Source organism: Mycobacteroides sp. CBMA 271 (assembly GCF_009729205.1).
Classification (GTDB): domain Bacteria; phylum Actinomycetota; class Actinomycetes; order Mycobacteriales; family Mycobacteriaceae; genus Mycobacterium.
Window position 1 is genome coordinate 238935 of sequence record NZ_VTHB01000003.1, and the last position, 26434, is coordinate 265368.

Sequence of the window (26434 nt, forward strand, 5' to 3'; positions counted from 1 at the left end):
GGGTATCTTGCCGCCGTTACGGTTCGCCGAAGGTGTTGCGCGGCTGGTACGCCCGCTGCAGGTGGGCGAGGAGTTCTGGCACGAGTCGGGTGCCGATGTCGTTGAGCGTGTATCGCGCGACGTTGTCGAGGGTGTGCGCGTTGTTAAGATGGCTAGTGGTGGAGCTTTCGGCATAGGCCCCGAGGTCGGTGAAGATAATCCACAATTGGTGGCGGGTGAGGTCTTCGGTGGTTTCGCTGATTTTGGTGAACACCTCGTCCGCTAGGTCGGCGGGCAGCGGCAGCGTTATCTCGGGGTAGCCATCCCAGAATTCGGCGGCGACGCGGTGGATGCGTTTGAGCCAGAGCATGGCTTCATCCAATGTGGGTGCCAATGTGCCTGCCATGCGTGCGGTTTCGCGCGGCGCGAGCTGGCCGAGCATATCGATGGCGTCATGCCGATCCGACATCTCTGTTACTTCTCGTCGCCGAAGTCGACGTCCCAGCCCATGGACTTGTAGCGGCGTTTCTCTGATTCACGGCGCTGCTTCTCGGCGCGTTCGTGTTCGGTCCAGTCGCCGATGACGCCGGGGGAGGCCGGAGGCAGGTCGCCGAACAGCTCATTGCCGTTGTCCCAGTTGATCAGGAATTCGGGTGTCTGGTGTTCGTCATCCTCTTCGCCCTTGCCGCCGCGGCCGTGTGCGCCCGCGCCGCCCATCATGCCCATGCCACCCATGCCCACACCGCCGCCGCGGACTCCGGCGCCGCCGATGCCGGCCGCGTTGGTGCCGGGGCCGCCGGTTCCCGCTCCGGGGATGCCCGCGCCGCCACGCAGCGAGCCCGGGCCTCCACTGAGAGTTCCTGTGCCCGAACCTGTTCCGGTCGGAGAGTGGTAGCCCGCCGCGGTCGTGGAGCCCAGCGGCAAGCCTGTTCCGGTCTTGTCGGTGCCGGTACCTAAGCCGCTGAGGGCATTGCCGAGTCCGCCGCCAGAGCCTCCGCCGCCTTGTGGGGCGCCGCCACCCGAACCTCCGCCTTGGCCTTGGCCGCCACCCTGGCCCTGGCCTTGCCCACTCGGGTTTCCCGAGCCTTCGTTGAAGGCAGGCCTGGTGTTCTTGTCGGCGAGCTTGCTTGGATCGCTTGGGTTTTGGCTGCCGCTGCCGTTCGGGCTCCCGGTGTTGTTGCTGACGTTCTGAATACCGTTTTCGGGACGGTTCTCCTGCTGAGGAAGGGTGATATTCCCCGGGTTGTGAGCCTTTGGCGGCTGAAGGTCAGTGACCTGGCTGCCCTCACGCACGACGGGGTCGCTGAAGAGACTGACGATTTGGCTGCGGGCGTACTTTGCATCGTCGTCCTTAAGCTGAGCGATCTTGGCGTCAGACATGCCGGACTTCTTTTTGATCGCAACATCGGTCTCGCTCATGGGCGGCTCAATGTGTGACTTCGCGGTGCTCATCGCATCGGCCAACGGCGGCATGTTGCTGGCCAAGCGCCTGATGTAGATGGTGGCTTGTTCTGAGGCTCGGAAGTATTCAGACATCTTGGACTGCAACGTGAGCGCGGCCTCGCCCTGCCAGTCCTGAATCAGCATGCCCTGCACTTTCCCGCCGAGAGCCTGCATGATCTCACTCAGCTGCTGAGCAATGCCGTTGATCGATTCCTGGGCGGTGTTCGGGCTTCCACTCTGGAATGCCTGGGCTGCGTTGTAGACCGACTGGTGGTCGTGGCCTTCCCAGGACTCCTTTTGGATCTGCTTCCCCATGATTTTCTCCTCCTGAAAACTGTTGGGCCTAAGGTATTTTCGGCTCGATCTGCGTCATGATGCGCAGCGCGAGCGGGCACTGGTCCAGTCTCTGTCTGGTCTCGTCCAGGTTGAGGTCAACTTGAACAGTGGCGAGAGCTTGTTGCGACGGAACGACGATGGTGCAGCTCATCCCATCCTTGTCGTGTAGCAGCCATCCCGATTGCGAACCAATGGTGACGATCTCGTGACGATCCCACCTGTCCTTGGGCTGCTCGAACTGAGAAATGGATCCGTCAACCGCATACACTTTGATGCCCCACTTGGGTCCGTCCCAGATGCAACCGCGAACATTCTGGCCAAATGCTGTGGTGTGCGCGTCGCGCTTTCCGGGGTTGACCCCCCACGTCACAACATCGGCGTCAGTGATCGCCGTGCACGCGTCGAAGCTGGTTCCCTTTACCGGGTTGCTGTTAGCGACCGTTGTTGTAGTGGGGGACGTGCTGTCTGGCGAAGCGGACGAACTCGCTGAGGTCGCCGCGGATCCAGCAGTTGGTGTGCCTTCGATACCGCCCTGAGTGCAGCCGGACAGCAACAGTATGGACATGGCCGACACGGCCGCCGACAACCTCATCGATTGATTCCCTTATCCATATGTCGGTGTCGGATAGGCCCGGTGTAGCCCATTTTCGTCGAGGTTGTTGTCGAGCGACTTGAACGAGCCCGTGCTCTGGTGTTCGGTGTTGTCGTACTCGTTCTGCGCGACCGCTGCCCACTCGGCCCAAGTCCGCACGGTGTCGATGTGGGCGTCGATCACTGCGGCGACAGAGGCTGAATCGCCAGTTACCAACTCAGTTAGCGCCTTGTTCCAGGAAGTGCCTTCGGCGCATGCGCCCATGCCGAGGTCAAGGGCGAAGGAGGCTGCTTGGCTCCGCAATTCCTCTAACTTATCGACGGTTGCCTTGAACTCTTGCGAAACCTTCGTTGCTGCTCCGGGCGCTAGGTGCAGCTTCTGCATTTCGAGCCCTGAATCTCCAGGCATGGATGCTTCCCCTCGCTGGTCACACGGACAGGTTTGTCCTATATACACCTCAGACGTCGGTTGGCCCGATTTGGTTCCATCTTTTCTGAAAGATTTCGCTGCGCCGCGGGTATGAGCACGTCACAACCGGTCTGTGGCATGAACCGGCCGCGCCGTCAGGGTATTTTCGGCTGGATCTGCGTCATGATCCGCAGGGCGAGTGGGCATTGGTCGTAGTGCTTCCGAGTCAGATCTAGTTTGAGATCGACTTGCACGGCCGCGATGGCCTGCTGGGACGGGATTCCGACGGAGCAAGCAATCCAACTCTTGTCATGCAGTAGCCAGCCGGAGCGCGACCCGATTTGCACTGGTTCTTGTCGGTCGAACCGACTGTTGGGTTGCTCTAGTTGCGCTAGTGACCCATCAACGGCGTACACCTTGACAAACCAATCTGGCCCACCCCAGACACACCCACGGACTCGTTGGCCGAACGCGGTGGTGTGTGCGTCGCGCTTGTTGGCGGGGTCGACATTCCACGTCGCAACGTCGGCGTCGGTTATCGCGGCACACGCGTCGAAGGTGGTTCCTTTGACTGGGTCGCTGTCCGCGCTTGTTGTCGTCGTTGTAGTGGCGGGGGCAGATGATGAAGACGAGTAGGCACTGATTCCGCTGGATTCGGGGGTTGGCGTGCCTTGAATACCGTCATGCGTGCACCCCGAAAGCAGCACAGTCGTTGTCGAAACGATAAGTACGGCAGCTTGTCTCACGATTGCCATGTTCCCCTCCGGAGTCTGCGGGACCAATCTATCTGACCTTGGACACGCCAGGGGCTTTAGGTGCCTGCTGCCGGCCAGCCGGGGTCGGCGGGCAGGGTGGGGAAGTCGGTCCTCGGGTGTTCGCCGGTGACGAGGAACTTGCGCCGTTCGTAGGAGTCGGGCGCTTTATCACGGCACGCAAGCTGATCGTGGCCATAGTCTGCTCTAGGCCATGCGTTGGGTTCGTCAGGATATAGCTCTGTTGGTAGGTGAATCGCGCTGCGAATCCTCCACCCGCCGAATACATCTACGGTGGGATTGGGTGCATCGCCGCGTTGGGGTATGGCGGTGTGACCTGCTTCCGATGGTGGAGGCGGTGTGAGCGTGATTCGTACGGGCATGGTTCCGGTCAGTGGATCTGCAGTATCTGGTAGTTCAGGGGGCAGCCGGTGTGGGTACCGGTATTGGTTGTCGGGTTGTTGTGCAGCGGTGGCGTAGCTCCAATCGCAGACTATTGCGGTGTAGCCGGACGCGGGGTCGCCGGTCAGAGCCAGTAGATGTTGTCGCCAGGTGCCAACGATGGGCGTGGTGGTCTGGAACCCGCTACTCTGCAGCTCCGCATCGCCAACGGTCAACGGCCGTACATGGAGATTCGAGCCGCGATTGTTGGTTGGGACACTGTGTTCGAAGCCAGGGTAGTAAAACTTGGGGCTGGCCATGAGTCCGCCAACTATGTATGACTCGCGGTAAGCCCGAACGATGACCGCCGGGCCTGTGAGCAGATCAATACCGGGTTCTGCACTCCACTGGACCCGAAGGTCTTGGGTCAGCCCGGTGAACGGTATCGGCAGTTGATTCGTGTCGCTGGGAGTGGGGTTGGCATTGTCGCGATGGTGTGTGCATCCTGCTAGCACCAAACCGACAAGAACCAATGCCTGGATTCTGGATACCGGCTTGCATAGGGCTGAAACGGATTTCACTAGTTGCCTTTGGTTTCTGCAGGCTTAGCTGCTATGTCCTTGGCGGCACTGTCGTACGCGTTTTTGATGGTTCCGGATGTGCGCGCATCGGGTGGAACCTGGTGCATAGCTCTGTCTACCAAAGTGTGGTAGTCGTCCGCGCCCAGAGTGGCGTGGGGATGTGTGCCGTCGGGAAGTTTCATGTTCCTCACATCCTCCAAGGTGCCAACTTTCATGGCGCCTGGGTGCTCCGGTCCGGCGGGTACAAGCAGTTCCGAAGGGACTTGATCGGGCCGTAGCACCCCCGTCGCGACATATGCGCTGAGGAGTTGTTGCTGTGCTTTCGCTTCACTCAGATCCGGAACGACGCTGTGAGCGAGTTGGCTTGGATCGACGGACCCAACGATGCTTGATTTGAGTGCGTCGGTCATGATGCCAAAGCCTGTTGTCGCCCCTTCTGGTATGGGTAGAACCTTCGTTATCGCGCTATATGCCGTTTCCTTCATTTGCTGAAGATCCTTGGCTTTCTGCTCGGCGGTGACGGATGCGTCGTTGTGCTGCGCGTCGTTGGCTGCCGCCATCCCCGCATCCGCTAGGCCGCGGAACCTGCCAGCCTGATCCAAATCGCCCGCTGGTCCAGTGCCATGCTGTTTGACCTCTTCGGCATAGTGGTTTGTTGCGAGAACTGAGTCGCCGTAGAGCGCGGTGCCGAGCGTCGTGGCCGCTTCTTTGTCCGTGTCGAGCACGCTGAACAGCGCCTTGGCCCTAGGCATCGTTCCGTTATCGATCGCATTTTGAGTATCGAATATTTTCTCGCGGTCCTCCGGTTTCATGTCGTCGAAACCTGGTGTGGCCCCGAGTATGTTGTGGTCGCCGCCAGCGATGATTCCCGCATAAGGCACCAGGCCGGTGGCCATGCCTCGCGCGAGTCCAGGGCTCAGTTCTCCAAGGGTTTTGACTCCTCTATTGCCGAACCCTTGGTCGTCTGAGGTGGGCAGAGAGTTCAGATCCTTTTGATCCATCACATAGGTCGAATATGCCCGCGCCGTCTCACCGGACATCCGGGCCATCTCTGGTGAGACGCCCGGTCCGGGGTGGGCTGAATCGTGCGTCCAACTCATCAGACTGCCCGCGGCGGTGCCACCGTCAGGAAACTGATGGTGCGTCAGATCCTTCAAGAACTGGTCATTCCTCGTACCGTCGGTGTTGACCATCATGTTGTGATCGACGATGTGGTCGCGGCCCGCTGAGGAGAATATGTTCTGGATCGTCGAGTCCGCGGGACCTAGGTGGGCGCTCTTGTTGTCGTTCTCGAAACGCAGAATGTCGGCGCCGCGCTGCATGAGTTTCTGATCCAGCTCGGTACCTCGCTGGAAACCAGCGTCGCCGTCCTTGATGACGTCCGACAGCCTATCCAGATTGCCGAGGACATTCCCCTCTGTCACGACCCCGCGGCCCTGTCCGTGTTCGAGCGGGACGTAGTTGTATCCGACGGATTTGTCGTTCAGCGCATTCTGAACCGAGGTGGGCAGCTCGTTGAAGCCACCGGTCGTCAGTTTGTCGGTAGGTCCTTGTTCTCCGGGCTGCTCGGATTTCGCGAACGCGTATTGTTTCGAGCCCATCATCTGCAGCGCATTGGCGACGATGCTTTTGTTATCCCCGAGGCGTCGTTCTGCCCGGTGAATGTCCTCGATGGACATCCCCTTCATCTGGTCGTTCAGCTGCCCCAATATCTGCTGCTGCGAACGCGTCAGCTGTACAGGTCGCCCCGCGTCGCGGTCGGCGATCTGGTCCGGGCTGAGGGTCGACGCTGCCTGGACGCGCGCCCTTTCTTCGTCAGTAGCGGTTCCGGCGAGAACGTCGTGTACGTCTTGCTGGGCCTGTTGGGGGGTTTCCTCGGTAAGACCCTTCATAGCCATGGTGTGGCCGCCGGTGCCCTCGTCCAGCACGCGCGCCAGCTCGTCATCCAACTGCTCTCCTCGCGCGACCAGGCCCGACACCTTGTCCCTGAGATCCTTGAGTTTGTTGATGACCTTCTGCAGTTCGTCCTTGCTCAGCTGTGAGATATCAGGGGGTGTCACGTTATTCGTCTTGGGATCAATATCGACTTTGGGAGGCTCGTCGGCGTAAGCCAAGAACTTGCCGATGTCGTCGGCCAGCGTTTGTGACTCTCCCTCTGCCTTCATGGCCTGCATCGCGACAAGCAACGTCTCGGTTCCCGCAGTGTCGAATCGGGCGGCCGAGCGCTTCATCGCGTCCTTGGCGGCGTCGCCGGCATCGCCTTGCCAGGTCGACATATCGACGATGGCCTGCACGTTGTTGCCAGCCTGTTGGCTGGCATCGCCGCGTTTGGTTGCGGCGTCCGCGAGTGCCTTGATGTGCGGCGGCCACTGCTGCAAGTCGTAGAGTGTCATTCCCATAGCGAGTCTCCCTAAACCGTGCCTTCTGGCCCGGCCGTTTCGACAAGTCTGCGATTGGCCTCTTCGCGCGTCACAAAGCTTGCTGCCGACGTCTTGTGGTTCTCACCGTGGCTTGTGAGCTCGGCGTGATGATCCGCGGTTTCCTTCTCCCATTCGGAGATTCGGTTGCTCAATGCCTTGGCGGCCCGCCCCGAACCGAAACCTCCCTGAGCGTCAGTCAGAGCGCCATGGGCTGCGTCGTGCGCGTCCTTGAGTTCGGACGCGTGCTGGTGGAGCCGGTCTCCATGGAGGTGCAGTTCGGCGGGATCCAGGTGCAAGAAGTCACCGGGTGAACCGGATGTGCTGGCCATTGTTGACTCTCCTCGTCTGCGCATCTGACGGGCGCGTTGGGACAACATCGATCGGCAGCATGCATGCCGCTATGTAAGGATCCGACGGGCGAAGACCCGATTCGGTTCCATAATTTTCAAGATTTCTTGAACTGTCAGGTGTGGTGGAATCCATTCGCGCCGAGCACACACCGTACGCAGGCGTTCCGTACGTTTCTTGTGCCGGCCCGGCACGTTCCGCCACTCGCCGGAGTCATCATCAAGTGCCGCTACGAAGGACCGCAATATGGCCGAGTACGCAGACTCCAACCTGCTGCAAGATATCGAGGACATGCTTGATGTGGGAGCAGTTGGGCTGTACGAATTTGTTTGGACCTTGCGCAGTGAAAGACCAGGCACGTCGATCGACCAGCTCAGGGACCAGGCCGCCCGCGTACTTCGCCATCTCCTCGACACGCGAGATATCGAACCCATACTGCAGGTGTGGCCACACTCAGATCCGGTTGGCACCTTCGACCCAATGAACCTCGGCCTGAATGCATGGGATGACCCTGTTCTGAATCAGCCGTACCCCGCTCTGATCTTGGCAAAGCGCCATACCCACCCTTGACCGCCTAACTTACCGCTGATAACTTAACGCCGTTATCCTCTGGTGGAAGGCACGGCGACATGCTGGAACGTTTGGCTCGATCGGTTATTGCGGCACCTCGCCTCGTACTGGGCGTGGCACTGCTCATCGCCATCGCGGCCGCCATCTTTGGGGTTCCGGTCACCAAGCACCTCGCCGCCGGCGGACAGCAGGATCCCAACTCCGAATCCGCCCACGTGGCTCACGTTCTCACCGACAAGTTCGACATCAGCGACCAATCGCTGGTGTTCATGCTCAGCAGCGAGCTGGGCGCGCAGAGCCCGCAGATGCGTTCCGTCGCAGCCGATCTAGAGCGCCAACTCAAAGACTCCGGTGTCGTGCTGAACCTGACTTCGGCATGGACCGCACCGCAGCCCGCGGCCTCCGAGCTGTTCAGCACCGACGGAAAGTCGGGGATGATCGTCGCCGGACTCACCGGAGGTGAGAACGTGGCCCAGAAACACGCTGCCAAGCTCATCAAGGCTCTGGCCGTGGATCGGGATGGCGTCTCGATCAAGGCCGGGGGCGTCGCCACCCTCTACAACCAGATCGTCACGCAGACCGAAAAGGATCTGCTGGTGATGGAGTCGATCGCGATTCCCATCAGCTTCGTGGTGTTGGTGTGGATCTTCGGCGGGCTGTACGCGGCGCTGCTGCCGCTGCTGGTGGGCGTGTTCGCGATCGTGGGTGCGATGTCGATCCTGCGGGGCCTGACCTACCTCACCGACGTGTCGGTGTTCGCGCTCAATCTCACTGTCGCACTGGGATTGGCCCTCGCCATCGACTACTCGCTGCTGATCATCAGCCGATATCGCGAGGAGGTGAGCGCCGGTAAACCGCGTGATGAGGCACTGGTGCTGACCATGACGACAGCGGGCCGCACGGTGTTGTTCTCGGCGCTGACGGTCGCCCTCGCGCTGGTGGCACTGATCCTGTTCCCGATGTACTTCCTCAAATCATTCGGGTACGCCGGTGTCGCCACCGTCTTCGTGGGCGCAATCGCCGCCCTGGTCATCGTGCCCGCCGTGATAACCCTGTTGGGCGACCGGATCGACAACCTCGATGTGCGCCGGCTCATTCGGAAAGTCTTGGGCAGAGCAGAACCCGAACCTAAGGAAGTCACCGAAACGTTCTGGTACCGAACCACCAAACAGGTTATGACGCGGGCGGTTCCGATCGGAATCGTGATCGTCACGGCCCTGGTGGTCCTGGGCTTGCCGTTCCTCAATGGCAAGTTCGGGTTCCCGGATGACAGGGTGCTCCCGGCATCGTCGTCGGCGCACCAGGTCGGCAACGAGATGCGCAAGAACTTCAACAACAACAGCTCCACCAACCTGTCCGTCATCGCCGAGGGCATCGGCGAACAGTCGCCGGCAGAGATTGGCCGTTATGCCACGGAGCTGTCAAAAATCGAGGACGTCAAAGAGGTGGCGGCCCCCACCGGGGCATACATCCGGGGAATGAAGGTCGGGCCACCCGCTGGCGCAACCGGAATAAAGGACGGCACAGCGCTTTTCACAATTCAGACCGGCGCTAAGCCGTATACGTCCGCCGCGGATCGTCAGCTCGACGCCATTCATGCCCTCACCGGCCCTGGCGGCGCCGTCGCGCAGATCGGCGGCGGCGCTCAGCTGGACCGTGATGCCGTCGACGGCATTGTGCACAAACTTCCCCTGGTGCTGGCCATCATCGCGACCGTCACCTTCGTGCTGCTGTTCCTGCTGACCGGCTCGTTGGTGCTGCCCCTCAAGGCCCTCGTGCTGAACGTGCTATCGCTGTCCGCGACCTTCGGTGCGCTGATCTGGATCTTCCAAGAGGGGCACCTAGGTGGCTTCGGCACCGAGGTTACCGGCACCATCGTCGCCTCCATGCCGATGCTGTTGTTCTGCATCGCATTTGGCTTGTCCATGGACTACGAGGTATTCCTGATCTCCCGGATCCGTGAATACTGGATGGCATCGGGGCGCACGCGCGCCGACAGCGATGAGGCCGTCGCGCTCGGATTGGCTCGCACCGGACGGGTGGTCACCGCCGCCGCGCTGATCATGTCGATCGCCTTCGCGGCACTCATGGCCGCACAGGTGTCCTTCATGCGCATGTTCGGCACCGGATTAACCATCGCAATCCTGGTCGACGCCACCATCATCCGAATGCTGTTGGTGCCCTCGTTTATGCGGATACTTGGGCGCGCCAACTGGTGGGCGCCCAAGCCGCTGGTGAAATTGCATGAGCGAATCGGGTTCAGTGACTAAGCGCCAACGCTCCTCGCGGGGATCGGGCGATCAGCTGCGCGACGAGATCGTCGATGCCGCAATAAATCTCGTCCTGAACACCAAAGAGCTACGCGCACCGTCGATTCGCGAGGTGGCGCGCAAGATCGGTGTCACTCCACCGTCGATCTATCTGCATTTCGCGGACAAAGACGAGCTGATGGATGCGGTATGTGGGCAGTACTACCAGCGACTCGACGACAAGATGGTTGACGCGGCGCTCGACCAGCCGACCGCGCTGGAGCGCCTGCACGCCCAGGGCATGGCGTATGTGCGCTTTGCCGTTGCGACACCACTGATGTATCGCCTGGCCACTTCCGCGCCACCGCGCAACGACAGCGAGCTGGACGAGACGCTGGTCAGTGCGGCGTTCGCGCATCTACACAATGGAGTCAAGGAACTCGTCGCCGAAGGGTTCTACCCCGACGGTGACACGGTCGCCATGGCGTTGCAGCTCTGGGCTGCGGCGCACGGGGTGGCATCGATGCTGGTCACCAAGCCGTACCTGCCCTGGGGTGATTCGGAAGAATTCGCCGACAACGCATTACGTGTGGCCTGCCTAGGGCAGGCGGTCAGCGATATCGACTTGGCGGGCGTGCTGCCGCGTCAGAAGTAGAGACGCGCCGAGGACAACGTGCCGGGTGCCGCAGAGTTCTCGGAGAACTCGAAGAGCCCCACCCCGCGCCGGTCGCCCAGATGCACCGTGGCGGACACCGAGGAACCCGCGGCCAATAGCTTGCTGACACCCAAAGAACTTGCCGCCGAGCCAAACTCGTCCAGCGATACCTCGGAGACCCCGTCGAGTGACAGCGTCGCATCGGGGGAGAGCAGCGTCGTGACCGTCGAGATGTCGCGAGCGCCAAGGGCTGCGGCGAGTTCTTGAACGCGCTGTTTACCCGCTTCATGCACGCCCTTGAGGCCGCGCATGAAGCCCAGCACTCCGTTGAGTCCCTGGTTCTTCAGTAGCTGCGGTCCCAGCTTCACGCTCGCCAGGAGCCCGTCGCCGCCCGCGCCGATCAATTGGCCGATCATCGAGCGCAATTCCCAGTACGCGAACAGGCGGTCGATCTTGAGCGACGAGGCCGGTCCGTCCTCCACAACGTCGTAGCGCAGATGCATCGGAATATGCATGGTGACGCCGGTCGACATGGTGGTGTGAATGGTCAGATCACGCAGCACCGACATCCCGGCGACCACATCGTTCTCGACTTCGAACACGATGGTGTTGGGCGCGATGAAGGTGTCGTAGAACTTGCTGATCGCGTCCTCGCCGATGTGCGGTCGCGATCCCACTGGGTCATTTACCTGGCCGTAAGTGGCGAACAGGCCGACCCAGGCGTCCTTGTCATGTGCACCGACAGCTGCCGGCGACCCTTGAACGGTCGCCAGCAGCTCGTCAGCGTAGGGAGTGCTGGACACGACGGCTTAGGACAGTGCCCCGAGCACCGCGTCGTAGTCGGGCTCCTGGGCGATCTCGGGTACCAACTCGGTGTAGGCCACGTTGCCGTCGGCGCCGATCACGACGATCGCGCGTCCCAGCAATCCGGTCATCGGGCCGTCAGCGATGGTGACGCCGAAGTCCTCGCCGAACGAGCTGCGGAAGGCGGATGCGGTGCCGACATTCTCGATGCCCTCCGCGCCGCAGAACCGCTTCTGGGCAAAGGGCAGATCCTTGGAGACACACAGCACCGGCGCCCCGGCCTCGGCGGCACGCTGGTTAAAGGTGCGCACGCTGGTCTGGCAGACAGGGGTGTCGATCGAGGGAAAGATGTTGAGGATCACCGGCTTATCGCGGTACTGGTCGCTGGTGACGGGGCCGAGATCGGCGCCAACCAGCTCGAATGCCGGGGCAGGAGAGCCGACAGCGGGAAGCTCGCCGACCGTGTTGATGGGGTTTCCGCGCAACGTGATCTGTGCCATGAGCCCAGTGTTCCAGAGTTGGGTTGCTGATGCGGTCGGCGGGGCTAAGTTGGAGCCATGACTGGAAGTCGGTCCGAGCCTGTCAGCTTCGACAACAGGTTCTTTTCGACCGTCTGGTCCGCCATCGCGCGGCGTGAAGCACCCGAGATCAAGGAACTGCGCGCGGAGAACCTGCGGGGTCTGACGGGACGTGTCCTGGAGGTGGGCGCCGGAATCGGTTCGAACTTTCCGCTGTACCCGGACACCGTGACGTCGGTGACGGCGCTCGAACCGGAATCCAGGTTGCGCCCGCAGGCGGAGGAGGCGGCGGCTGCCGCGGCCGTCCCGGTGACGGTGACCGCGGGCGTTTTCGAGGATCTGACGGTGACCGATGCGGAGCAGTTTGACGTGGTGGTGTGCTCGCTGGTGCTGTGCTCGGTGAGCGACCCCGATCGTGCCGCGGCGCAGGCATTCCAGGTGCTCAAGCCCGGAGGCGAGGTGCGCTGCGACGTTCTGGCCGCGACTGTTCGGGAACTGTCATACACATCGGGACACGCTGGCCGCGATTGAGCGGGCCGGATTCGACATCGAGGGACAACGCGACGACTGGCTGAAGATGATGGGCATCCCGATGCCGTCCTCGTCGATCGTGATCGGACGCGCGGTCAAACCCGCTTAAAGCGCTGGCGGATCAGCCGAATTCGACGACGGTCATGGCCGGCCGCATCCGATCGGAGAAGGGCAGCCCGTAGAGCAGCGGCGTGGCCAACCTGAGGAGGCGGCCGCGTCCCGGAGGCATCTGCACCTCGCGTACCGCGCGGACCCCGTCGAGGGCGCGCAGCTCGTCGTACTGATTTGCGGTGAAGGAGAACGGCATCGGCGGCACGGTGTAGTGCTCACTCAGCTTCCAGCCACGCCGTTGTGAGTACACACTCATGAGCCACGGGATGCTGTCGAAGACCAGCCACCCGCCGGGAAATCGCTTGGCGCAGGCCGCGATGAGGTCGAACACCATGTCGCGCTCCAGGTACATAAACAGTCCCTCCGCGGTGATCAGGACACCTTTGGAGTCGTCAACCTGATCCATCCAGGAGTGATCGAGCGCGGATTGCGCGATATACCGAACCCGGTCCGTCGGCGGAAGCAACTGCTGACGCAGTCGCACGATCGGTTCCAGGTCGACCGTCAGCCACGTCAGCTCGCCGTTGTCGATACGCCAGAAGCTGGTCTGCAGCCCCTCGGCCAGCGCCACCACGGAGGCGCGCGGATGATCCGTCAGATACTCATTGGAGACGTTGTCGAATGTCAACGCCCGCAGGGCAATACCTTGGTGTGTGCGGCCGAAATGGTGATAGTCGTAGTCGAGGCTGTCGCGCACGACAATCGCCATGGGGTCCTCGAGCACCCCGTCGTCTCGGTCGGCTTCGGTGGCTCGCTGATTCAAGGTGATGAGCGCGGTTTCGGACACCCCGTCGAGGTGGCGAGCATCAATGGCGGCCATGCACGCCAGAGTACTAGCAAACGAGTTTGTGCAGCGTCCGCAGATTCCGGGTGGTGGTCGACGACTTGTATCGCTTCTTTCCGGTGGTCTTGCCGACGGGGCTGCCCAGGGTCTGCGACCTGGGGACCTGCCAATACAACACGCCGTCCCCGGCGGCGATGCGTTCGGTCTCGTCGAGCTCACCGCCGAGCGCGGCCAGCTCGGCCAGCACCGCCGGGTCGCTGCAGAACATCACGTACGAGTGGACACCCTCGACCTCAGGCTCCCAGGGAAACGCCGCGATGATCTCGCGAATGGTGTCGAGGTCATACATCAGCACCCAGGCCTCATAGCCGAAGCGATCGCCGAGCACTTGCTGCAATCGGCTCTTGACCGTCGCCGCGGATTCGGTGGAGTCCAAGAGCACGTTGCCGCTGGCGAGAACTGTTGTCACACCGGTGAACCCGTCGGCCTCGAGGGCATCTCGGACGTCGGACATCTTCATCGTGATACCACCGACGTTGACGCCACGTAGCAGTGCCGCGTACCGAGTCATCCTGTTTCCCTTCCTTGAGACTGAAACTACGCAGGAAAACTGCGAGTGAGGGTGTGCCTAGTTTCAATCTCGGCGAAAGTGGGCTATCCGAACTGCAACAGTGTCATGGACGGGCGAGTTCTCCGCAGAAATCCGCGATCAAGACGCTTGGCGTTCACGAACTTCCAGATGCCGCGGCCGGCATGTAGCGGAATATCGACGGCTGCAGCCACCCCCGGAATTGAGGTCAGTGCCTCGCCTTGATCGGCGGTGAGCGCGAACGGCATGGGCGGCGCCACGTAGCGGTCCGACAGTTTGAACCCCTGCAGGGTGCGCTTGCTGAACCAGCGCGGGATGCTGTCGAACATCATCTGCCCGCCAGGAAAGCGCTTGGCGCAGGCCTCAATCAATCCGAGCGACTCCTCCGGTTGCAGGTACATCAGCAGACCCTCGGCGGTGATGAATGCGCCGTTCCCGTCGTCCACCCGGTCCATCCAGCTCAGGTCGAGGGCCGACTGCGCCAGCTCGACAATGCGCTCATTGCGCGGCAGCAGCTTGTTGCGCAGGTCCATGACCGGCGGCAGATCCACTGAGTACCACGTGAGTTGGCCGTTATCGAGACGCCAGAAACTGGTTTGCATGCCCTCGGCGAGAGCGACTACCGCCGCCTTGGGATGTGTCGCGAGAAACACGCGCGCCTGCGCGTCGAACGAGAGAGCGCGCAGGGCGTGGGTCTGCGACGGACGACCGAACTTGCGGTAGTCGTACTCGATGGCGTCGAAGAGTTCTGCCGCGAGCGGATCCTTGATGAGTCCGTCCGGGCGTTTGGCCTCCGTTCCGCGGTTGTGCAACGTCCACAGGGTGGTGGCTGAGACGCCCTCCAGGCTGTCACCGCTGATCCTCGTCATGTGCGTCATGCTAGTGAAAATGGCGCGTGGGAAGGGTCAGACGTCCTCGGCCAGAATCCGGTCCATGGCGCGTTCGGCGACGGCGGCGATGGTCAGCGATGGATTGGTTGCGGCGGTATTGCCCGGCATGAGTGCGCTGTCAATGCAGTACAGCCCCGTGTAGCCCATGACGCGCCCGGCGGTGTCGGCAGCCTGTCCCATCACGCAGCCCCCAAGCGGATGTCCGGTGAATGCGGCGGGAACGCCAGCTGGGATGGCGGCATGCTCGGCTCCGGAGATTTCGGCTATCCGGTCGTTGAGGTGTTCGGCCGATGTGCGGCCGTTGGCCTCGGCATCCCAGGGCCAGTTCATGTTTGCGCAATCGTTGGCGCGGTCGTAGAACCAGGTGCCGCGATGGTCGAGATCTAGCGCATTCGCGTTGGTGACGAGCACTGGTGCGGTGGCGAGGTAGGGCTGGTACCAGGCTTCGATTCGAATGGGTACCGGCACTCCCGGGCCCTCGCTCACCAGCACCGAGGACCCACACGGTGACGCCTGGCTGGGTCCGTTGTCCATCGGTGAGGTGCGGGCGGCGTACTGCGGACAGTTGGTTCCCCAGCCCGTGCCGACGGCGGCGGAGAGATTGGGCAATGTCCCGGTTTCTCGTGCCTTGACAAGGAGTTTGGTGGTGTTGATCGACCCGGCGCAGACGAAGAGTTTCTCGCAGGTGAGCTCGTAGGTGTCGAGGACCGTGGCGTTGGCCGCCAGCTGTTGAACCTGGATCGTGTAGTTCCCGTTCGGAGCCTGGCTGATCGATTTCACATTCGATAGCGGAGAAATGGATACATGTCCGGTATTCTCAGCTGCCGGTAGGTAATTGCGTGACAGATCGTGTTTGGCGCCATTGCTGCACCCATAGTTGCTTTCGCCGATTATCGCCGACGGTCGCGCGGTCTTGTTGAGTTCCTGTCGAATTACGTTCCAGTCGAATGTCGACGGCGTCCTCTCGGTGCGGTATCCCGCTTTGGTTACTTGTGCATCCCAATGGCGGGTGTGGGTGAACGGTGGCGATGCCCAAATGTCGTCCGGGATCGACGAGACGGACAGCATCTGGCGTACACGCGGGAAGTAGATTTGATCGAGCTCCGCGTAGGACAAATCTGCGGGGAACACATGCTCGAAATGCGCTTGAGTGGGTTGCAAGGACACCCCGGTGTAGACCACGGAGCCACCGCCCACGCACGCGGCCGTCAGAACCGATGCCAGTCCGTATATGCCCTGTTCGAGCACTCCTGTGGTCCCCTCCACCGGGTTCCAGTTGGACTCGGATCCCGGTCGGGTTTCGGAGTTGAAGGCTGTCCCGGTCGGGCTGTAGCTATAGCGCTTGCCGCGTTCGAGTACCAACGTGTCGATGCCGGCTTGCCCGAGTCGCAGGGCGGCGATGGCGCCCCCGAAGCCCGAGCCGATCACAATTGCTGAATAGTGCCGGCGGCTCGGTGGCGTAGCGCGAGCAGTCTGCGGAGATCCCAACATTACTGCGCCGAATCCGGCTGATAACGCAGTAACTGACGCACCAAGAAATGCTCGTCGCCCGATGGACATCAAAGCTCCCTGCGTGATTCGGAATAGACAAAGTGCACATTGCGCGGCACTGCGCAACGCCTCCAGCGACCGCCAGATAAGTCTGGCGACAGATGTATACCAGATTTATCAAGAGGTGAATGGGGATTGAGAGAAGGGCAGGTGGCAGGGAGATCGGGCCGTCGATGGCTAGGCTGTGGGGCATGACCGAATCGAAGGCGAGCGGAGATCCGGCCGCTGATGACGCCAAGCGCAAGTTCCGTGAGGCGCTGGACCGCAAGAACAACAAGGCCTCGGCGGCGGCCGATCACAAGGACGGCGGCAACAAGCAGTCCAATGCACACGGCAAGGCTGGCTCGCACCGCGAGTTCCGCCGCAAGAGCATTTAGCTGCGCTTATCGCTGGCCAATGCCCGCGCGATGACCAGTCCAACCAGGACGATCCCCCAGCACGCGAGGCCAAAGCCCTTGAGTCCCCACACGACTGAGGCCAGGGTGCCCCCGCCGGCGATCATGAGCGCCACCCCGACGACGGCACTGCGGATACCGGGGTGCGCGACGTACCCTCCGTCCCAACCGGGCAGTGGGTTGTTCTCCAGCGGTCGCAAGGCCAGGAACAGTCCGGCGACCAGGGCGATCATGGTCACCACCTGTAGCGCCGACAGCAGCATGAAATCCGGTGCCGCGGTGTCGTATCGGGGGAACCCCAGGAAATCGAACGCCAGGTGCATGCCCAGCAGCGCGGGCATGTGCCACAGGTACAGCGTCATCGCGCCCGAGTTGCCGATGGCCACGGCCCACCACACTCGCGGGCGCTGAGCCCAGCGATTGATAGCCGGCATCGCCGCGATGGCGAGCGCGGACAGAACGATGGCGTGCCCGGCCAGTACCAGCGACGGCGGGATCATGTTCGGGACCTTCTGCCCGGCCACGCCGACCAGGCTGATGGTGTACGGGCCGAACGTCACCAGCGCGATGTTGACCGCGAAAACGGCTGCGGCCAAAAGCAATGCCGCCTTCTGGGTGATCAGCTGACGGCGGTACCCCACGCCCAAAACCGCCGGCAGCAGCCACACCACGAAGTTCACGTATCCGATGCTCTTGGGGGCATCCAGGCCCAGCCGCAGCACGTCGACCGCCGCGATACTCAGATAGATCCCGGCGAGCGCGCCGCACATGGCACGCGTCGTCGTGATCCGGGCCAGCAGCGGAATCGCCGCCAGCACCAGGACGTAGGCGCCGAGGAACCAGAGCAGCTGGGTGCTCACGCCGGCGACGGGTTCGTACACATGCACCGGCAGGATCTGCCGAAGTATCAGCAACGCCAGCGCCCAAAAGCCCAGGTAGTAGAACACCGGGCGGTACAGCCGGGTGCAGCGATGCATGAGCCAGGACCCCCAGCTGGTTCCGGGCTTCCATGACCCCACGCTTGCGGCGACACCGGCGAAGAAGAACAGCGGCATGATCTGGAAAACCCAGGTCAGTGCCTGGAAAATTGGGCGGCCGTTGAGCAGGTTTCCCCACAGCAGCACGCCGTTGTCGATGGTGCTCACCGCCATGATGGTGTGCCCGAGGACCACGCCGACCAGCGACACGATCCGGATCACATCCAGTGCGCGGTCACGCGTCGTCGGAGTGGCTGCACCCACCTCGTCGGCGGTGGGCAGGCCAAGAGTCATCGTCATGCACCCAGCGTCGCCGAGCGGCCCGCGCTGCTACAGCGCGTACCTACCCGAACCCGCTAGGTAGTTTCCCCTGCTCTGTCGCTGTGAGATCGCAGGCAGTGCCGACTAGCCGCCGAGTGCGGCGATGAGGTCCTTGATCTTGGCGGCCTCATCCTCGGTGATGGATTCCTCGGACTCGATCGCGTTGAGGAACCCGACCTTGAGCCCGGCGCCGTTGGCGGTTTCCTGTGCGGTCAGCCGGGCGCGGCGACGCGCCGTGTAGAGGCGTTGGCCCAGAGTTGCACTGGGGCTGTTGGCGGCGTCCTTCATCAGATCGTCGTACCGATGGCGCACACCGCTCAAAGCGACGACGACTGAGGGGGTGACCCGGCTGCGGCCGGCCGCCTTCGCGATCGCGCCTTCGAGCTTGCGCAGCCCGCTGAGAACGACAGCGACGCGTTCGCCGTACTCGGGGTCGGTGGGTTCAGGCAACGTGTCGATGGCGGAGGCGTACATGTGCACCGCCGCATCGACCAGGCTGACAATGACTGGGGCTTCTCCGTCATCCGGCACGACTTCAGACACGACCCATCGACTCCTTCTGAAATAACCGGTGTACGACGCCGATGGCGCTCGAAATTCGGCGGTTCTTGGCGTGCGCAGACCCCGAACGTGGCCGGGGTCGCCGACACCGTAGCGCCGATCCGGCAGCGGGACAACCCTAATCGGATGAATGATTTCTGGTCGGCGGGTTCAACTACGGAGCGTGAACTGTGCTGTGCTACCTACCTTTTCGGCGGCGAAGCTGTGCTCTTGGGGTGCGTCGGCAACGGTGCTTGATTAGCCGGAGGTGCAACGCCCGGGCGCGGACGCTCCTGCCAGATGACGGCGATCAGGCACAGTGCCGTCAGTGCGGCCACCGCGAGCGCGAAGGTGATGCCGGCGGCGCGCAGGCCCCACGCCTGGGCGGCCAGACCCTCGCCGATGACGGGCAGCGCGATCCCCACATAGCCGACGACGAAGTAGCTGGAGGTCACCTCGGCGCGGTTGTCCTCCGGTGTCCGGTCGGCGATGGAGGCCAGGCCTCGGCTGAAGCTGATGCCCTGCCCGACGCCCACGACCACCGCGCTGGCCAGATACCAGGGCAGCGACGATGCTTGCAGCGCGACCACCACCAGCAGCATTCCGGTGAGCAGGATCGCGCAGCCGATGATGAGTGCCTTGGCCGCGGGCACTCGTCGGACCAGTATTTGTGCAACGCAAGAAGATCCGAACACCAGGAAGACACTTGCTCCGGCAACGGCGTGGTTATCGATGCCGATCACACCCGAGAGAAATCCGGGTGCCACCGCGGTGAAGGACCCGAGGGCGGCGAAGCCCGCGAAACCCGCCGTGGCGGCAGCAGCGAACGTCGCACGCACCTGCGCTGGCAGTGAAACTCGTTGCACACCAAGCTTTCCGTGCCTGGGTGCGGTTTCGGGAGCCAGCAGCAGGGCCACCACGGCGATGATCACCAGCCCGATGTGAACGATGAACGCTAGCTGGGTGGGCCACGGCGCGTACTGCACCAGGACGCCCGCCACGAGTGGACCAAGTCCCAGACCGCCGGTGTTGGCGACGGTGGCCACTGCGGCTGCCCGGCTGCGCCACTGTTCTGGCGCCGCCTCGATGACGGCGACGGTCGCTGCACCGGTGAAGAACCCCGCGGAGAGCCCGGAAACGATGCGCGCGATGAGCAGCAGGGGAACGGAGTCGACGAACAGGAAGATGACCGAGCTGAGGATGGCGAACCCGGCGCCGGTCAGCAACAGCGGGCGACGGCCGAGAACGTCGGACCAGCTGCCGAACAGCAGCAGCGCGAACAGCACGCCGGCCGCATAGGTGGCGTATACGACCGTGGTGGTGAGCACCGAGAAGTGCATCTGCTGCGAGTACAGCGCGTACATCGGGGTCGGCATCGTGGTGCCGATCATGACCGCGGAGAAGCTGAACGCCAGCAGGATGAACGCAGCGGAACGGCGCAGACGGGCAATCACAACCCACTGTAAGCAGATTTAGCCCTGGCTGATTCCGCCGAGTTGGTGATCTACCGCCTTCTCCGCGCCGATGCCGGTTAGGGAGCGCACTTCCATTTCCGCGTTCAGACCCGGGTCGCCCTTGTCATGGGACGTCAGTGTCCCGACGATCCCCAACAGGAAGGCCAACGGGATCGACACAATGCCCGGATTGGCCAGTGGGAACCAGGCGAAATCGGCGCCGGGGATCATCGCCGTCTTCGCGCCGGACACGGCCGGGGAGAAGACGATCAGCACGATGGTGGAGATGAGCCCGCCGTACATGCTCCATAGTGCCCCGCGGGTGTTGAACCGTGGCCAATACAGCGAGTACAGGATGGTGGGGAGGTTGGCCGCGGCCGCGACGGCGAACGCCAGGGCTACCAGGAACGCGACGTTCTGTCCGTTGGCCAGGATGCCGAGTCCGATTGCAACGACGCCCAAGATCACCGCGGTGATCCGGGACACCCGTACCTGCTCCTGCTCGGAAACGTTGTGCCCCTTAATTACCGAGGCATAGATGTCGTGAGCGAACGACGCGGACGCGGTGATGGTCAACCCCGCCACCACCGCGAGGATGGTCGCGAAGGCCACCGCCGAGATGACCGCCAGCAGAATGACCCCGCCCAGTTCGAAGGCCAGCAGTGGGGCGGCCGAGTTCTGGCCGCCCGCCGCCGCCAGGATGCGGTCCGGTCCCACAAGTGCCGCGGCGCCATATCCGAGCGCCAGTGTGAAGAGGTAGAAGGCGCCGATCAGTCCGATGGCCCACACCACCGAGCGGCGCGCCTCCTTGGCAGTCGGCACGGTGTAGAAACGCATCAGGACGTGGGGGAGTCCCGCTGTGCCGAGCACGAGTGCGAGCCCGAGTGAAACGAAGTTGAGCTTGGACGTTAACGAGCCGCCGTACTGGGCGCCGGGCGCGAGAACATCCCGGGACGCAACACCTTTGGTATGGCTGCCTGCGACCGCGTGCTGGGCCGCGCCGAGGATATCGGAGAAGTTGAAACCGAACTTGGCCAGCACCATCGCCGTCATGAGTGCGGCGCCGGCGATCAGCAAGACGGCCTTGATGATCTGCACCCAGGTGGTGCCCTTCATCCCGCCGACCAGGACGTAGACGATCATGAGCACGCCCACCACACCGATCACCACCGACTGGCCGAGCCTGCTGTGGATGTTGAGCAGCAGCGCCACCAGGCCTCCGGCGCCGGCCATCTGCGCCAGCAGGTAGAAGAGCGACACCGTCAGCGTGGATGTTGCCGCCGCCAGCCGCACCGGACGCTGCTTGAGTCGGAAGCTCAGCACATCGGCCATGGTGAATTTACCTGTGTTGCGCAGTAATTCGGCCACCAAGAGCAGCGCCACCAGCCAGGCCACCAGGAATCCGATGGAGTAGAGGAAACCGTCGTAGCCGTATACCGCGATCGCCCCGGCGATGCCGAGAAAACTTGCCGCAGAAAGATAGTCGCCCGCGATGGCGATGCCGTTTTGTGGACCGGAGAACGCGCGACCGCCGGTGAAGAACCCCTCGGCGGTTTTGTTGCTGCCGCTGGCCCGAATCACCAGATACAGGGTGACGGCGACAAAGGCGGTGAATATCGCGATGTTCGTGACCGGATTGCCGACGGTGTCGGCCGCGAGGATGCTCATTGCGCCTCCGCGTCCTTGCGGATGGCTGCGGCGCGCGGATCCAGCTCACGGTTGGCGAACCTGACGTAGAGGCCGGTGATGACGAATGTGGTGAGGAACTGGCCAAGCCCCAGGGCGAGTCCCACATTGATGTTGCCGATGAGCTTGATCGCCATGAAGTCATGGGCGAAAGCGCCCAACACGACGTAGAGTCCGTACCAGGTGAGGAAGAACGCGGCCATCGGAAAAACAAAGCGACGCAAAGCGTTCCGGAGTTCTTGGAACTCGGGACTGGCCTGGATTTGCAGGCTGCGTTCGGCGGTTAGCTCGGGAGGATCGACAGCGGTCAACGCGGGCTCCTTGTGGGTACCTGGCAGGCTGCTGGGAGCGTAATGAGAGCCGAGTCGCACCGGGGGGTTTCGGGTGCCGGTTTGTCAGGTGTTCACCTGATCGGGCGGGGGTCGGCTCGCCCCAGGATCACACCCGCTTGGTCGAGGAATCGTCCCAATGCTGCTGATTGACCGCACGTAAGAACTTCTCGGCATCGGTCGGCTCGTTGGCCGGAGGCGTGTGGATTGTTTCGCTGACGATGCCGTCCGGAAGCCGGGGTTCGGATCCCACGTCGGGGATGAAGTTTTTCAGGGCGCCGTCGGTGAACGGAACGCCGGACTTGACCTGATCGTTGGACACCAACGCGAACGCCCGCGTCATCGCGTCCTGAGATTCCTCGGGGAGCGCTGCCTTGATTGCGGCGATTTCGGTGGGGGACTTGCCGTCGAAGGACTGTGCGAACTCGTACAGGTATTGCAGCTGGTTGGAGGGGATGGTGACGGCCTTGCCCGCCGCGAGGTCCTTGAGCTGCCGATCGTCCAGCAGCGATGCCGCCTTGACCCGGTCCAACACGTGCGGATCCCGCTGGCTGTCCTCTTGGAAATGCGCGCCATCCTGATTCCCTTGCGCGGACGTCAGCCCGCAATAGGGGTTGAACGAGGCCGACAGTTCATCGCAGATGGCGTGAATCTGCTGCTCGGCCTCCAGCTCGGCGCCCCACCACTTGTCGTAGGCCGCGCGGATCGTTCGGGTGAACTTGGCGGCGTACTGGTTGCCCTTTTCGGCGATCTCGGGAGTAGACCGCGGCTCCACGATCCAACTGGCGGTGAGATCCTCGGCCACGTGGTAGCCATGGTCGATGGCCTCGTTGTACAGGTCTACGGCCTCGCGGCGATACTCGATCGCCTGAAATTCCAAAGTGACCAGGGCTTTCGGGGCGTCATCGAGGATTATCTGGGTGGCGCGGTAGATCGATTTCTCGTCGCTGTCGGCGGTCTCTTGGGTAGCGCGGGCGGTCTCGCCCTCCCAGGGCAATCCGCCGGGCATCTCGACCGCGCGCTTGTAATCCTGGGCGTGGTGTTGCAGTTCGGCGGCGGCGAGCATTGCTTGCCGCAGGGGCACGATCGATTGTTCTGGGTGATTGGTCAGCAATCGTCTGGCCGAGTACTCGGATTTCATATCGGCCTCGACAACGACGCAGCCGAGAGGATCGTTTGCCGAACGTACTCTTCGGTGTCGCCGAAGCGAGTCTGCGCTTGTTCGGACAGATCGGCCATGTTGGCGCATCGTGCGGCGAACATGCGTTGCAGCTCGGGAATCACCTCGGTAACCAGTCGCCTGACCGCAATCAGCGATGGCGCATCCCCGGCTTCAACCCTCGTGGGATTCGCGGCCCTGTTGCAGAGCTTGTGGGCCTGTTCTCTCAATTCCGGCGATAGCTTGCGCAACGCCTCTAGATCAACGTCCAATTGGCCTGACAGCGGCAGCCTCCCCGGCGCGCGGCGATCTTGGTCGCCTGAGTTGCCGTAGCGTAGCACCGCTGGGGTTGTCAAAGTCCAGAAGGAAGGAATGTCACATTGGCGAAACTGCAGCTAGCACAGGACTCGGCCGCCGATGAGTTGCTGGAAGAGAATCCGTTGGCGTTGCTGATTGCGATGCTCCTCGATCAGCAGATTCCGATGGAGGTCGCGTTCGCGGGGCCCAAAAAGATCGCCGACCGGATCGGCGGTATCGATGCACACCAGATAGCCGAGTACGACCCCGACAAATTCGTGGCGTTGTGTTCCGAGCGGCCCGCCATACATCGGTTCCCCGGCTCGATGGGCAAGCGTGTGCAGGTGCTCGCGCGGGAGATCGTCGACGCGTACGACGGCCGCGCCGAGAACATCTGGAAGGCCGGCGACCCAAATGGGGCCGAGCTACTTAAGCGACTCAAGGCGTTGCCGGGATTCGGAGAGCAGAAGGCCAAGATTTTCGTGGCGCTGCTGGGCAAGCAGTACGGAGTTCGGCCCACGGACTGGCGCAAGGCGGCGGGAAATTACGGGGAGCAGGGCACGCATCTTTCGGTGGCGGACGTCGTCGACGCCGAGTCGCTGGGTCTTGTGCGCGCCCACAAGAAGGAAATGAAGGCCGCAGCAAAAGCAAAGGCGGCCAAGGCGTAACGCCCTGACCGCCTTGCTTCTGTGTTGAGTTACGGCAGCGCGGCGAACATCGGTGCCGTCGGGACCAGACCGGCGCCGGGGGTGGCGACGGTAGGCAGTCCGGCCGCCGGAGCGACCGCGGCGGGAAGTGCGCTGGCGCCGGTCAGCGCCGGGGGAACCAGCGTCTGCTGGACACCGGCGGGCAGCAGCTTGGGCAGGTTGGTGGCCCACAGATCAACGGTCTGCGTGACACCCTCGGCGCCCGGGATCTGCGGAATCTGCGGGATGCCGGGCACGGTGTTGGCGCCGGGGACCGAGGCCGGAGAGAGTGCCTGTGCGGCGGCCGGGGTTAGGGCCGGAGCCTGCGGTGCGGCTAGCGCCGGAACCTGGGGAGCGGCCACGGCCGGAACCTGCGGCGCGACGGGCGCGACGCCGGGCGCCGGTGCCACGGCGGGAGCCGGTGCGACAACCGGAGCAGCAGGAGCCAGACCCGGCAGCGCGGGCGCGGCCGGTGCGGCGACAGCGGCGGGCATCGCGGGCACTGCCGGAGCAGGTGCGGCGGGAGCGCTGCCGAAGCCCGAGGCGGCCTGCCCGAGGATCGCGGCCGGATTGGTCGGGTTCGGCCCCGGGGCCGGGATGGGGTCAGCGCTGGCGGTCGACGCCAGGCCCAGCGCCAGGCCGGCCGACGCGAAGGCCGCGATCGACGCGCCCATGAAGACGTTGGTGATCCGTGACATATTGAACTCCAATGCTGTTTCGCTAGACGTGATTACTGGTGCTAAAAGCCAAGGTAATCCGTTACGCGTGTTACTCAAGTGACGCGTGTGGTGTAGACGGAACCGTTACCAAAACGAGTGAGTGAGGTTATCTATCTCCCCCATGAACACCGAGAGGATCGAGCCGACCAGGGCGGATGCTGAGCCGTTGCCGACACGCCGCGCGGCGGCGTGGCAGCGTGTCCGGGAGTGGGGTCCGTGGCTGCTGCTGCTCAGTGTCGCGGTGCGAATCGCCTGGGCGTACCTGACGCCCCATGGCGCGGATCTCGTCGATCTGCATGTTTACGTCAGCGGCCCCGCCACCCTGGGGAGCGGGAATCTGTACGAGTTCACCTATCCGGATAAGACGCCCGACTTTCCGCTGCCCTTCACCTATCCGCCGTTCGCGGCCGTGGTGTTCTGGCCGCTTCATCTGCTGCCGTTCACTCTGCTGGGGTTGTGCTGGATCCTCGGAACCGTCGCCGCCCTGTATGCGGTGGTACGGCTGAGTCAGCGGCTGCTCGGATTCGACGACGCCCGCGCAGCCGCAGTCTGGACGGCGGTGACGATGTGGACCGAGCCAGTGCGCTCGACGCTCGACTACGGGCAGATCAATGTGCTGTTGATGCTGCTCATCCTGCTGGCGGTGACCTCATCACGCTGGTGGATTTCCGGCACGCTGGTGGGGCTCGCCGGAGGGGTCAAGCTGACGCCATTGGTGAGTGGGCTCTACTTCCTTGGCGCGCGTCGCTGGACAACTGCGATCTGGGCCGCCGTGGTTTTCGTGCTGACCGTGGTGGTGGGCATCGCCGTCGTCGGATCACAAGGGCGGTACTACTTCACCGACCTGCTGGGCAAACCGGATCGCATCGGGCCGATCGCGACCGTCTTCAACCAGTCATGGCGTGGCGGGATCTCCAGGATCCTCGGACATGACGCGGGTTCGGGGGCGCTGGTGCTGGTGGCCTACCTGGTCACCGCGGTCCTGGCCTTCCTGGCCTGGCGCGCCGTGGACGACAGGCTCGGGCAGATCTGCGTCGTGCAGACGTTTGGTCTACTCATCTCGCCCATCTCGTGGACACATCATTGGGTGTGGATGGTTCCGTTCATGGTGTGGCTGATACACGGACCGTGGCGAGAGAAATTGGGCGCCAAGGTCTTTGGTTACGGGTGGCTGGCACTGATGCTGGTCGGGGTGCCCTGGCTACTTAGCTTCGCCCAGCCCGATATCTGGCGCATCGACCGCCCGTGGCCCTTGGCCTGGGCCGGGCTGGTGGATATCGCGGCGGCGATGGCGACACTGACATGGATGGCGGTGACCGGTGTCAGGTCACGTCGGGTTGCAGGTCAGGCGGCAGTGACCACCGGCTAGCGTTGCCGTC

At 63.0% G+C, this 26434-nt stretch carries 28 protein-coding genes and 1 pseudogene; 7 read left to right on the plus strand and 22 right to left on the minus strand.

The annotated features are described in order from the left end of the window. Window positions 1-16: 16 nt before the first annotated feature. The 8 genes from FZI91_RS09875 to FZI91_RS09905 all read right to left on the minus strand — a co-directional run bounded on the left by FZI91_RS09875 (window position 17) and on the right by FZI91_RS09905 (window position 7221). Window positions 17-448 (minus strand): hypothetical protein, encoded by a 432-nt coding sequence (locus tag FZI91_RS09875; protein WP_155938838.1) that lies wholly within the window; start codon window positions 446-448, stop codon window positions 17-19. 5 nt (window positions 449-453) lie between these two features. Further along, window positions 454-1737, minus strand: a complete 1284-nt coding sequence (locus tag FZI91_RS09880) for a hypothetical protein (protein WP_155938839.1) — start codon at window positions 1735-1737, stop codon at window positions 454-456. 28 nt (window positions 1738-1765) lie between these two features. Next, a complete protein-coding gene (locus tag FZI91_RS09885) occupies window positions 1766-2323 on the minus strand; it encodes a DUF3558 family protein (RefSeq protein ID WP_155939063.1) in 558 nt (185 codons plus the stop codon). Window positions 2324-2362: 39 nt separating this feature from the next. Next, complete coding sequence (locus FZI91_RS09890) at window positions 2363-2758, minus strand: hypothetical protein (protein ID WP_155938840.1); 396 nt, start codon at window positions 2756-2758, stop codon at window positions 2363-2365. Window positions 2759-2913: 155 nt separating this feature from the next. Continuing rightward, window positions 2914-3513, minus strand: a complete 600-nt coding sequence (locus FZI91_RS09895) for a DUF3558 family protein (RefSeq protein WP_155938841.1) — start codon at window positions 3511-3513, stop codon at window positions 2914-2916. Between the two features lie 56 nt (window positions 3514-3569). After that, the gene (locus tag FZI91_RS23680) at window positions 3570-4409 is read right to left on the minus strand and encodes a hypothetical protein (protein ID WP_375234349.1); all 840 of its coding nucleotides are present in this window, start codon (window positions 4407-4409) and stop codon (window positions 3570-3572) included. Between the two features lie 62 nt (window positions 4410-4471). Then, on the minus strand, window positions 4472-6871 hold the full coding sequence (locus tag FZI91_RS09900) for a hypothetical protein (RefSeq protein WP_155938842.1): 2400 nt from the start codon (window positions 6869-6871) through the stop codon (window positions 4472-4474). Window positions 6872-6882: 11 nt separating this feature from the next. Continuing rightward, the gene (locus FZI91_RS09905; protein ID WP_155938843.1) at window positions 6883-7221 is read right to left on the minus strand and encodes a WXG100 family type VII secretion target; all 339 of its coding nucleotides are present in this window, start codon (window positions 7219-7221) and stop codon (window positions 6883-6885) included. Window positions 7222-7486: 265 nt separating this feature from the next. On the opposite strand from FZI91_RS09905, the gene FZI91_RS09910 reads away from it, so the two are divergent. Genes FZI91_RS09910 through FZI91_RS09920 form a run of 3 tightly spaced genes read left to right on the plus strand, consistent with a single transcriptional unit; the run spans window position 7487 to window position 10714 of the window. Further along, window positions 7487-7810, plus strand: a complete 324-nt coding sequence (locus tag FZI91_RS09910; protein ID WP_155938844.1) for a hypothetical protein — start codon at window positions 7487-7489, stop codon at window positions 7808-7810. Window positions 7811-7869: 59 nt separating this feature from the next. Then, entirely contained in the window at window positions 7870-10080 is a 2211-nt protein-coding gene (locus FZI91_RS09915; protein WP_155938845.1) for an MMPL family transporter, read from the plus strand. Then, window positions 10073-10714 (plus strand): TetR/AcrR family transcriptional regulator, encoded by a 642-nt coding sequence (locus tag FZI91_RS09920; RefSeq protein WP_162525822.1) that lies wholly within the window; start codon window positions 10073-10075, stop codon window positions 10712-10714. The genes FZI91_RS09915 and FZI91_RS09920 overlap by 8 nt, the downstream gene beginning before the upstream one ends. On the opposite strand, the gene FZI91_RS09925 is transcribed toward FZI91_RS09920, so the two are convergent. Both FZI91_RS09925 and tpx read right to left on the minus strand, forming a co-directional pair. Continuing rightward, on the minus strand, window positions 10705-11517 hold the full coding sequence (locus FZI91_RS09925; protein ID WP_162525812.1) for a nuclear transport factor 2 family protein: 813 nt from the start codon (window positions 11515-11517) through the stop codon (window positions 10705-10707). The two genes, FZI91_RS09920 and FZI91_RS09925, sit on opposite strands and share 10 nt — an antisense overlap. A 6-nt stretch (window positions 11518-11523) precedes the next feature. Next, window positions 11524-12018 carry a thiol peroxidase gene (gene tpx, locus FZI91_RS09930; RefSeq protein ID WP_155938847.1) on the minus strand — a complete coding sequence of 165 codons (495 nt, stop codon included), beginning with the start codon at window positions 12016-12018 and terminating at the stop codon, window positions 11524-11526. A gap of 57 nt (window positions 12019-12075) precedes the next feature. Here tpx and FZI91_RS09935 point away from each other — a divergent pair. Further along, window positions 12076-12676, plus strand: a pseudogene (locus FZI91_RS09935) (class I SAM-dependent methyltransferase). 12 nt (window positions 12677-12688) lie between these two features. On the opposite strand, the gene FZI91_RS09940 reads toward FZI91_RS09935, so the two are convergent. The 4 genes from FZI91_RS09940 to FZI91_RS09955 form a co-directional block, all read right to left on the minus strand. Continuing rightward, on the minus strand, window positions 12689-13498 hold the full coding sequence (locus tag FZI91_RS09940; protein ID WP_162525811.1) for a class I SAM-dependent methyltransferase: 810 nt from the start codon (window positions 13496-13498) through the stop codon (window positions 12689-12691). A 13-nt stretch (window positions 13499-13511) separates the two neighbouring features. Then, window positions 13512-14033, minus strand: a complete 522-nt coding sequence (locus FZI91_RS09945; protein WP_155938848.1) for a DUF1697 domain-containing protein — start codon at window positions 14031-14033, stop codon at window positions 13512-13514. Between the two features lie 83 nt (window positions 14034-14116). After that, window positions 14117-14920 (minus strand): class I SAM-dependent methyltransferase, encoded by an 804-nt coding sequence (locus FZI91_RS09950; RefSeq protein WP_162525810.1) that lies wholly within the window; start codon window positions 14918-14920, stop codon window positions 14117-14119. Between the two features lie 36 nt (window positions 14921-14956). Then, on the minus strand, window positions 14957-16369 hold the full coding sequence (locus tag FZI91_RS09955; protein WP_162525809.1) for a GMC oxidoreductase: 1413 nt from the start codon (window positions 16367-16369) through the stop codon (window positions 14957-14959). Between the two features lie 314 nt (window positions 16370-16683). Here FZI91_RS09955 and FZI91_RS09960 point away from each other — a divergent pair, with 314 nt between their 5' ends. After that, window positions 16684-16869 carry a DUF5302 domain-containing protein gene (locus FZI91_RS09960; RefSeq protein ID WP_155938851.1) on the plus strand — a complete coding sequence of 62 codons (186 nt, stop codon included), beginning with the start codon at window positions 16684-16686 and terminating at the stop codon, window positions 16867-16869. On the opposite strand, the gene FZI91_RS09965 is transcribed toward FZI91_RS09960, so the two are convergent. From FZI91_RS09965 to FZI91_RS09995, 7 genes are all read right to left on the minus strand, one after another. Further along, complete coding sequence (locus FZI91_RS09965) at window positions 16866-18164, minus strand: acyltransferase (RefSeq protein WP_155938852.1); 1299 nt, start codon at window positions 18162-18164, stop codon at window positions 16866-16868. The genes FZI91_RS09960 and FZI91_RS09965 overlap by 4 nt on opposite strands. A gap of 105 nt (window positions 18165-18269) precedes the next feature. Continuing rightward, window positions 18270-18659, minus strand: a complete 390-nt coding sequence (locus FZI91_RS09970; protein ID WP_162525821.1) for a hypothetical protein — start codon at window positions 18657-18659, stop codon at window positions 18270-18272. 269 nt (window positions 18660-18928) lie between these two features. Continuing rightward, a complete protein-coding gene (locus FZI91_RS09975; RefSeq protein ID WP_309224079.1) occupies window positions 18929-20179 on the minus strand; it encodes an MFS transporter in 1251 nt (416 codons plus the stop codon). A gap of 18 nt (window positions 20180-20197) precedes the next feature. Next, window positions 20198-21847, minus strand: a complete 1650-nt coding sequence (locus tag FZI91_RS09980; RefSeq protein ID WP_155938853.1) for a cation acetate symporter — start codon at window positions 21845-21847, stop codon at window positions 20198-20200. Then, complete coding sequence (locus FZI91_RS09985) at window positions 21844-22176, minus strand: DUF485 domain-containing protein (protein ID WP_155938854.1); 333 nt, start codon at window positions 22174-22176, stop codon at window positions 21844-21846. The genes FZI91_RS09980 and FZI91_RS09985 overlap by 4 nt, the downstream gene beginning before the upstream one ends. A 127-nt stretch (window positions 22177-22303) precedes the next feature. Then, window positions 22304-23335, minus strand: coding sequence for a hypothetical protein (locus tag FZI91_RS09990; protein WP_155938855.1), 1032 nt, complete (start codon window positions 23333-23335; stop codon window positions 22304-22306). Further along, window positions 23332-23625, minus strand: coding sequence for a hypothetical protein (locus FZI91_RS09995; protein WP_162525808.1), 294 nt, complete (start codon window positions 23623-23625; stop codon window positions 23332-23334). Before FZI91_RS09995 ends, FZI91_RS09990 begins: the two co-directional genes overlap by 4 nt. Window positions 23626-23742: 117 nt before the next feature. Between FZI91_RS09995 and FZI91_RS10000 the strand changes: the two genes are divergently transcribed. Beyond that, the gene (locus tag FZI91_RS10000; protein WP_162525820.1) at window positions 23743-24318 is read left to right on the plus strand and encodes an HhH-GPD-type base excision DNA repair protein; all 576 of its coding nucleotides are present in this window, start codon (window positions 23743-23745) and stop codon (window positions 24316-24318) included. A gap of 29 nt (window positions 24319-24347) precedes the next feature. On the opposite strand, the gene FZI91_RS10005 is transcribed toward FZI91_RS10000, so the two are convergent. Beyond that, window positions 24348-25034 (minus strand): hypothetical protein, encoded by a 687-nt coding sequence (locus FZI91_RS10005; RefSeq protein ID WP_155938857.1) that lies wholly within the window; start codon window positions 25032-25034, stop codon window positions 24348-24350. Window positions 25035-25176: 142 nt separating this feature from the next. On the opposite strand from FZI91_RS10005, the gene FZI91_RS10010 reads away from it, so the two are divergent. After that, entirely contained in the window at window positions 25177-26424 is a 1248-nt protein-coding gene (locus FZI91_RS10010; protein WP_155938858.1) for a mannosyltransferase, read from the plus strand. Window positions 26425-26434: the final 10 nt, after the last annotated feature.

Excerpts from the sequence above, each read along its gene's own strand:
- FZI91_RS09875 (WP_155938838.1), bottom strand. The coding sequence starts at position 448 with ATGTCGGATCGGCATGACGCCATCGATATGCTCGGCCAGCTCGCGCCG.
- FZI91_RS09880 (WP_155938839.1), bottom strand. The coding sequence starts at position 1,737 with ATGGGGAAGCAGATCCAAAAGGAGTCCTGGGAAGGCCACGACCACCAG.
- FZI91_RS09885 (WP_155939063.1), bottom strand. The coding sequence starts at position 2,323 with ATGTCCATACTGTTGCTGTCCGGCTGCACTCAGGGCGGTATCGAAGGC.
- FZI91_RS09890 (WP_155938840.1), bottom strand. The coding sequence starts at position 2,758 with ATGCCTGGAGATTCAGGGCTCGAAATGCAGAAGCTGCACCTAGCGCCC.
- FZI91_RS09895 (WP_155938841.1), bottom strand. The coding sequence starts at position 3,513 with ATGGCAATCGTGAGACAAGCTGCCGTACTTATCGTTTCGACAACGACT.
- FZI91_RS09900 (WP_155938842.1), bottom strand. The coding sequence starts at position 6,871 with ATGGGAATGACACTCTACGACTTGCAGCAGTGGCCGCCGCACATCAAG.
- FZI91_RS09905 (WP_155938843.1), bottom strand. The coding sequence starts at position 7,221 with ATGGCCAGCACATCCGGTTCACCCGGTGACTTCTTGCACCTGGATCCC.
- FZI91_RS09910 (WP_155938844.1), top strand. The coding sequence starts at position 7,487 with ATGGCCGAGTACGCAGACTCCAACCTGCTGCAAGATATCGAGGACATG.
- FZI91_RS09915 (WP_155938845.1), top strand. The coding sequence starts at position 7,870 with ATGCTGGAACGTTTGGCTCGATCGGTTATTGCGGCACCTCGCCTCGTA.
- tpx (WP_155938847.1), bottom strand. The coding sequence starts at position 12,018 with ATGGCACAGATCACGTTGCGCGGAAACCCCATCAACACGGTCGGCGAG.
- FZI91_RS09940 (WP_162525811.1), bottom strand. The coding sequence starts at position 13,498 with ATGGCCGCCATTGATGCTCGCCACCTCGACGGGGTGTCCGAAACCGCG.
- FZI91_RS09945 (WP_155938848.1), bottom strand. The coding sequence starts at position 14,033 with ATGACTCGGTACGCGGCACTGCTACGTGGCGTCAACGTCGGTGGTATC.
- FZI91_RS09950 (WP_162525810.1), bottom strand. The coding sequence starts at position 14,920 with ATGACGAGGATCAGCGGTGACAGCCTGGAGGGCGTCTCAGCCACCACC.
- FZI91_RS09960 (WP_155938851.1), top strand. The coding sequence starts at position 16,684 with ATGACCGAATCGAAGGCGAGCGGAGATCCGGCCGCTGATGACGCCAAG.
- FZI91_RS09965 (WP_155938852.1), bottom strand. The coding sequence starts at position 18,164 with ATGACGATGACTCTTGGCCTGCCCACCGCCGACGAGGTGGGTGCAGCC.
- FZI91_RS09970 (WP_162525821.1), bottom strand. The coding sequence starts at position 18,659 with ATGTACGCCTCCGCCATCGACACGTTGCCTGAACCCACCGACCCCGAG.
- FZI91_RS09980 (WP_155938853.1), bottom strand. The coding sequence starts at position 21,847 with ATGAGCATCCTCGCGGCCGACACCGTCGGCAATCCGGTCACGAACATC.
- FZI91_RS09990 (WP_155938855.1), bottom strand. The coding sequence starts at position 23,335 with ATGAAATCCGAGTACTCGGCCAGACGATTGCTGACCAATCACCCAGAA.
- FZI91_RS10005 (WP_155938857.1), bottom strand. The coding sequence starts at position 25,034 with ATGTCACGGATCACCAACGTCTTCATGGGCGCGTCGATCGCGGCCTTC.
- FZI91_RS10010 (WP_155938858.1), top strand. The coding sequence starts at position 25,177 with ATGAACACCGAGAGGATCGAGCCGACCAGGGCGGATGCTGAGCCGTTG.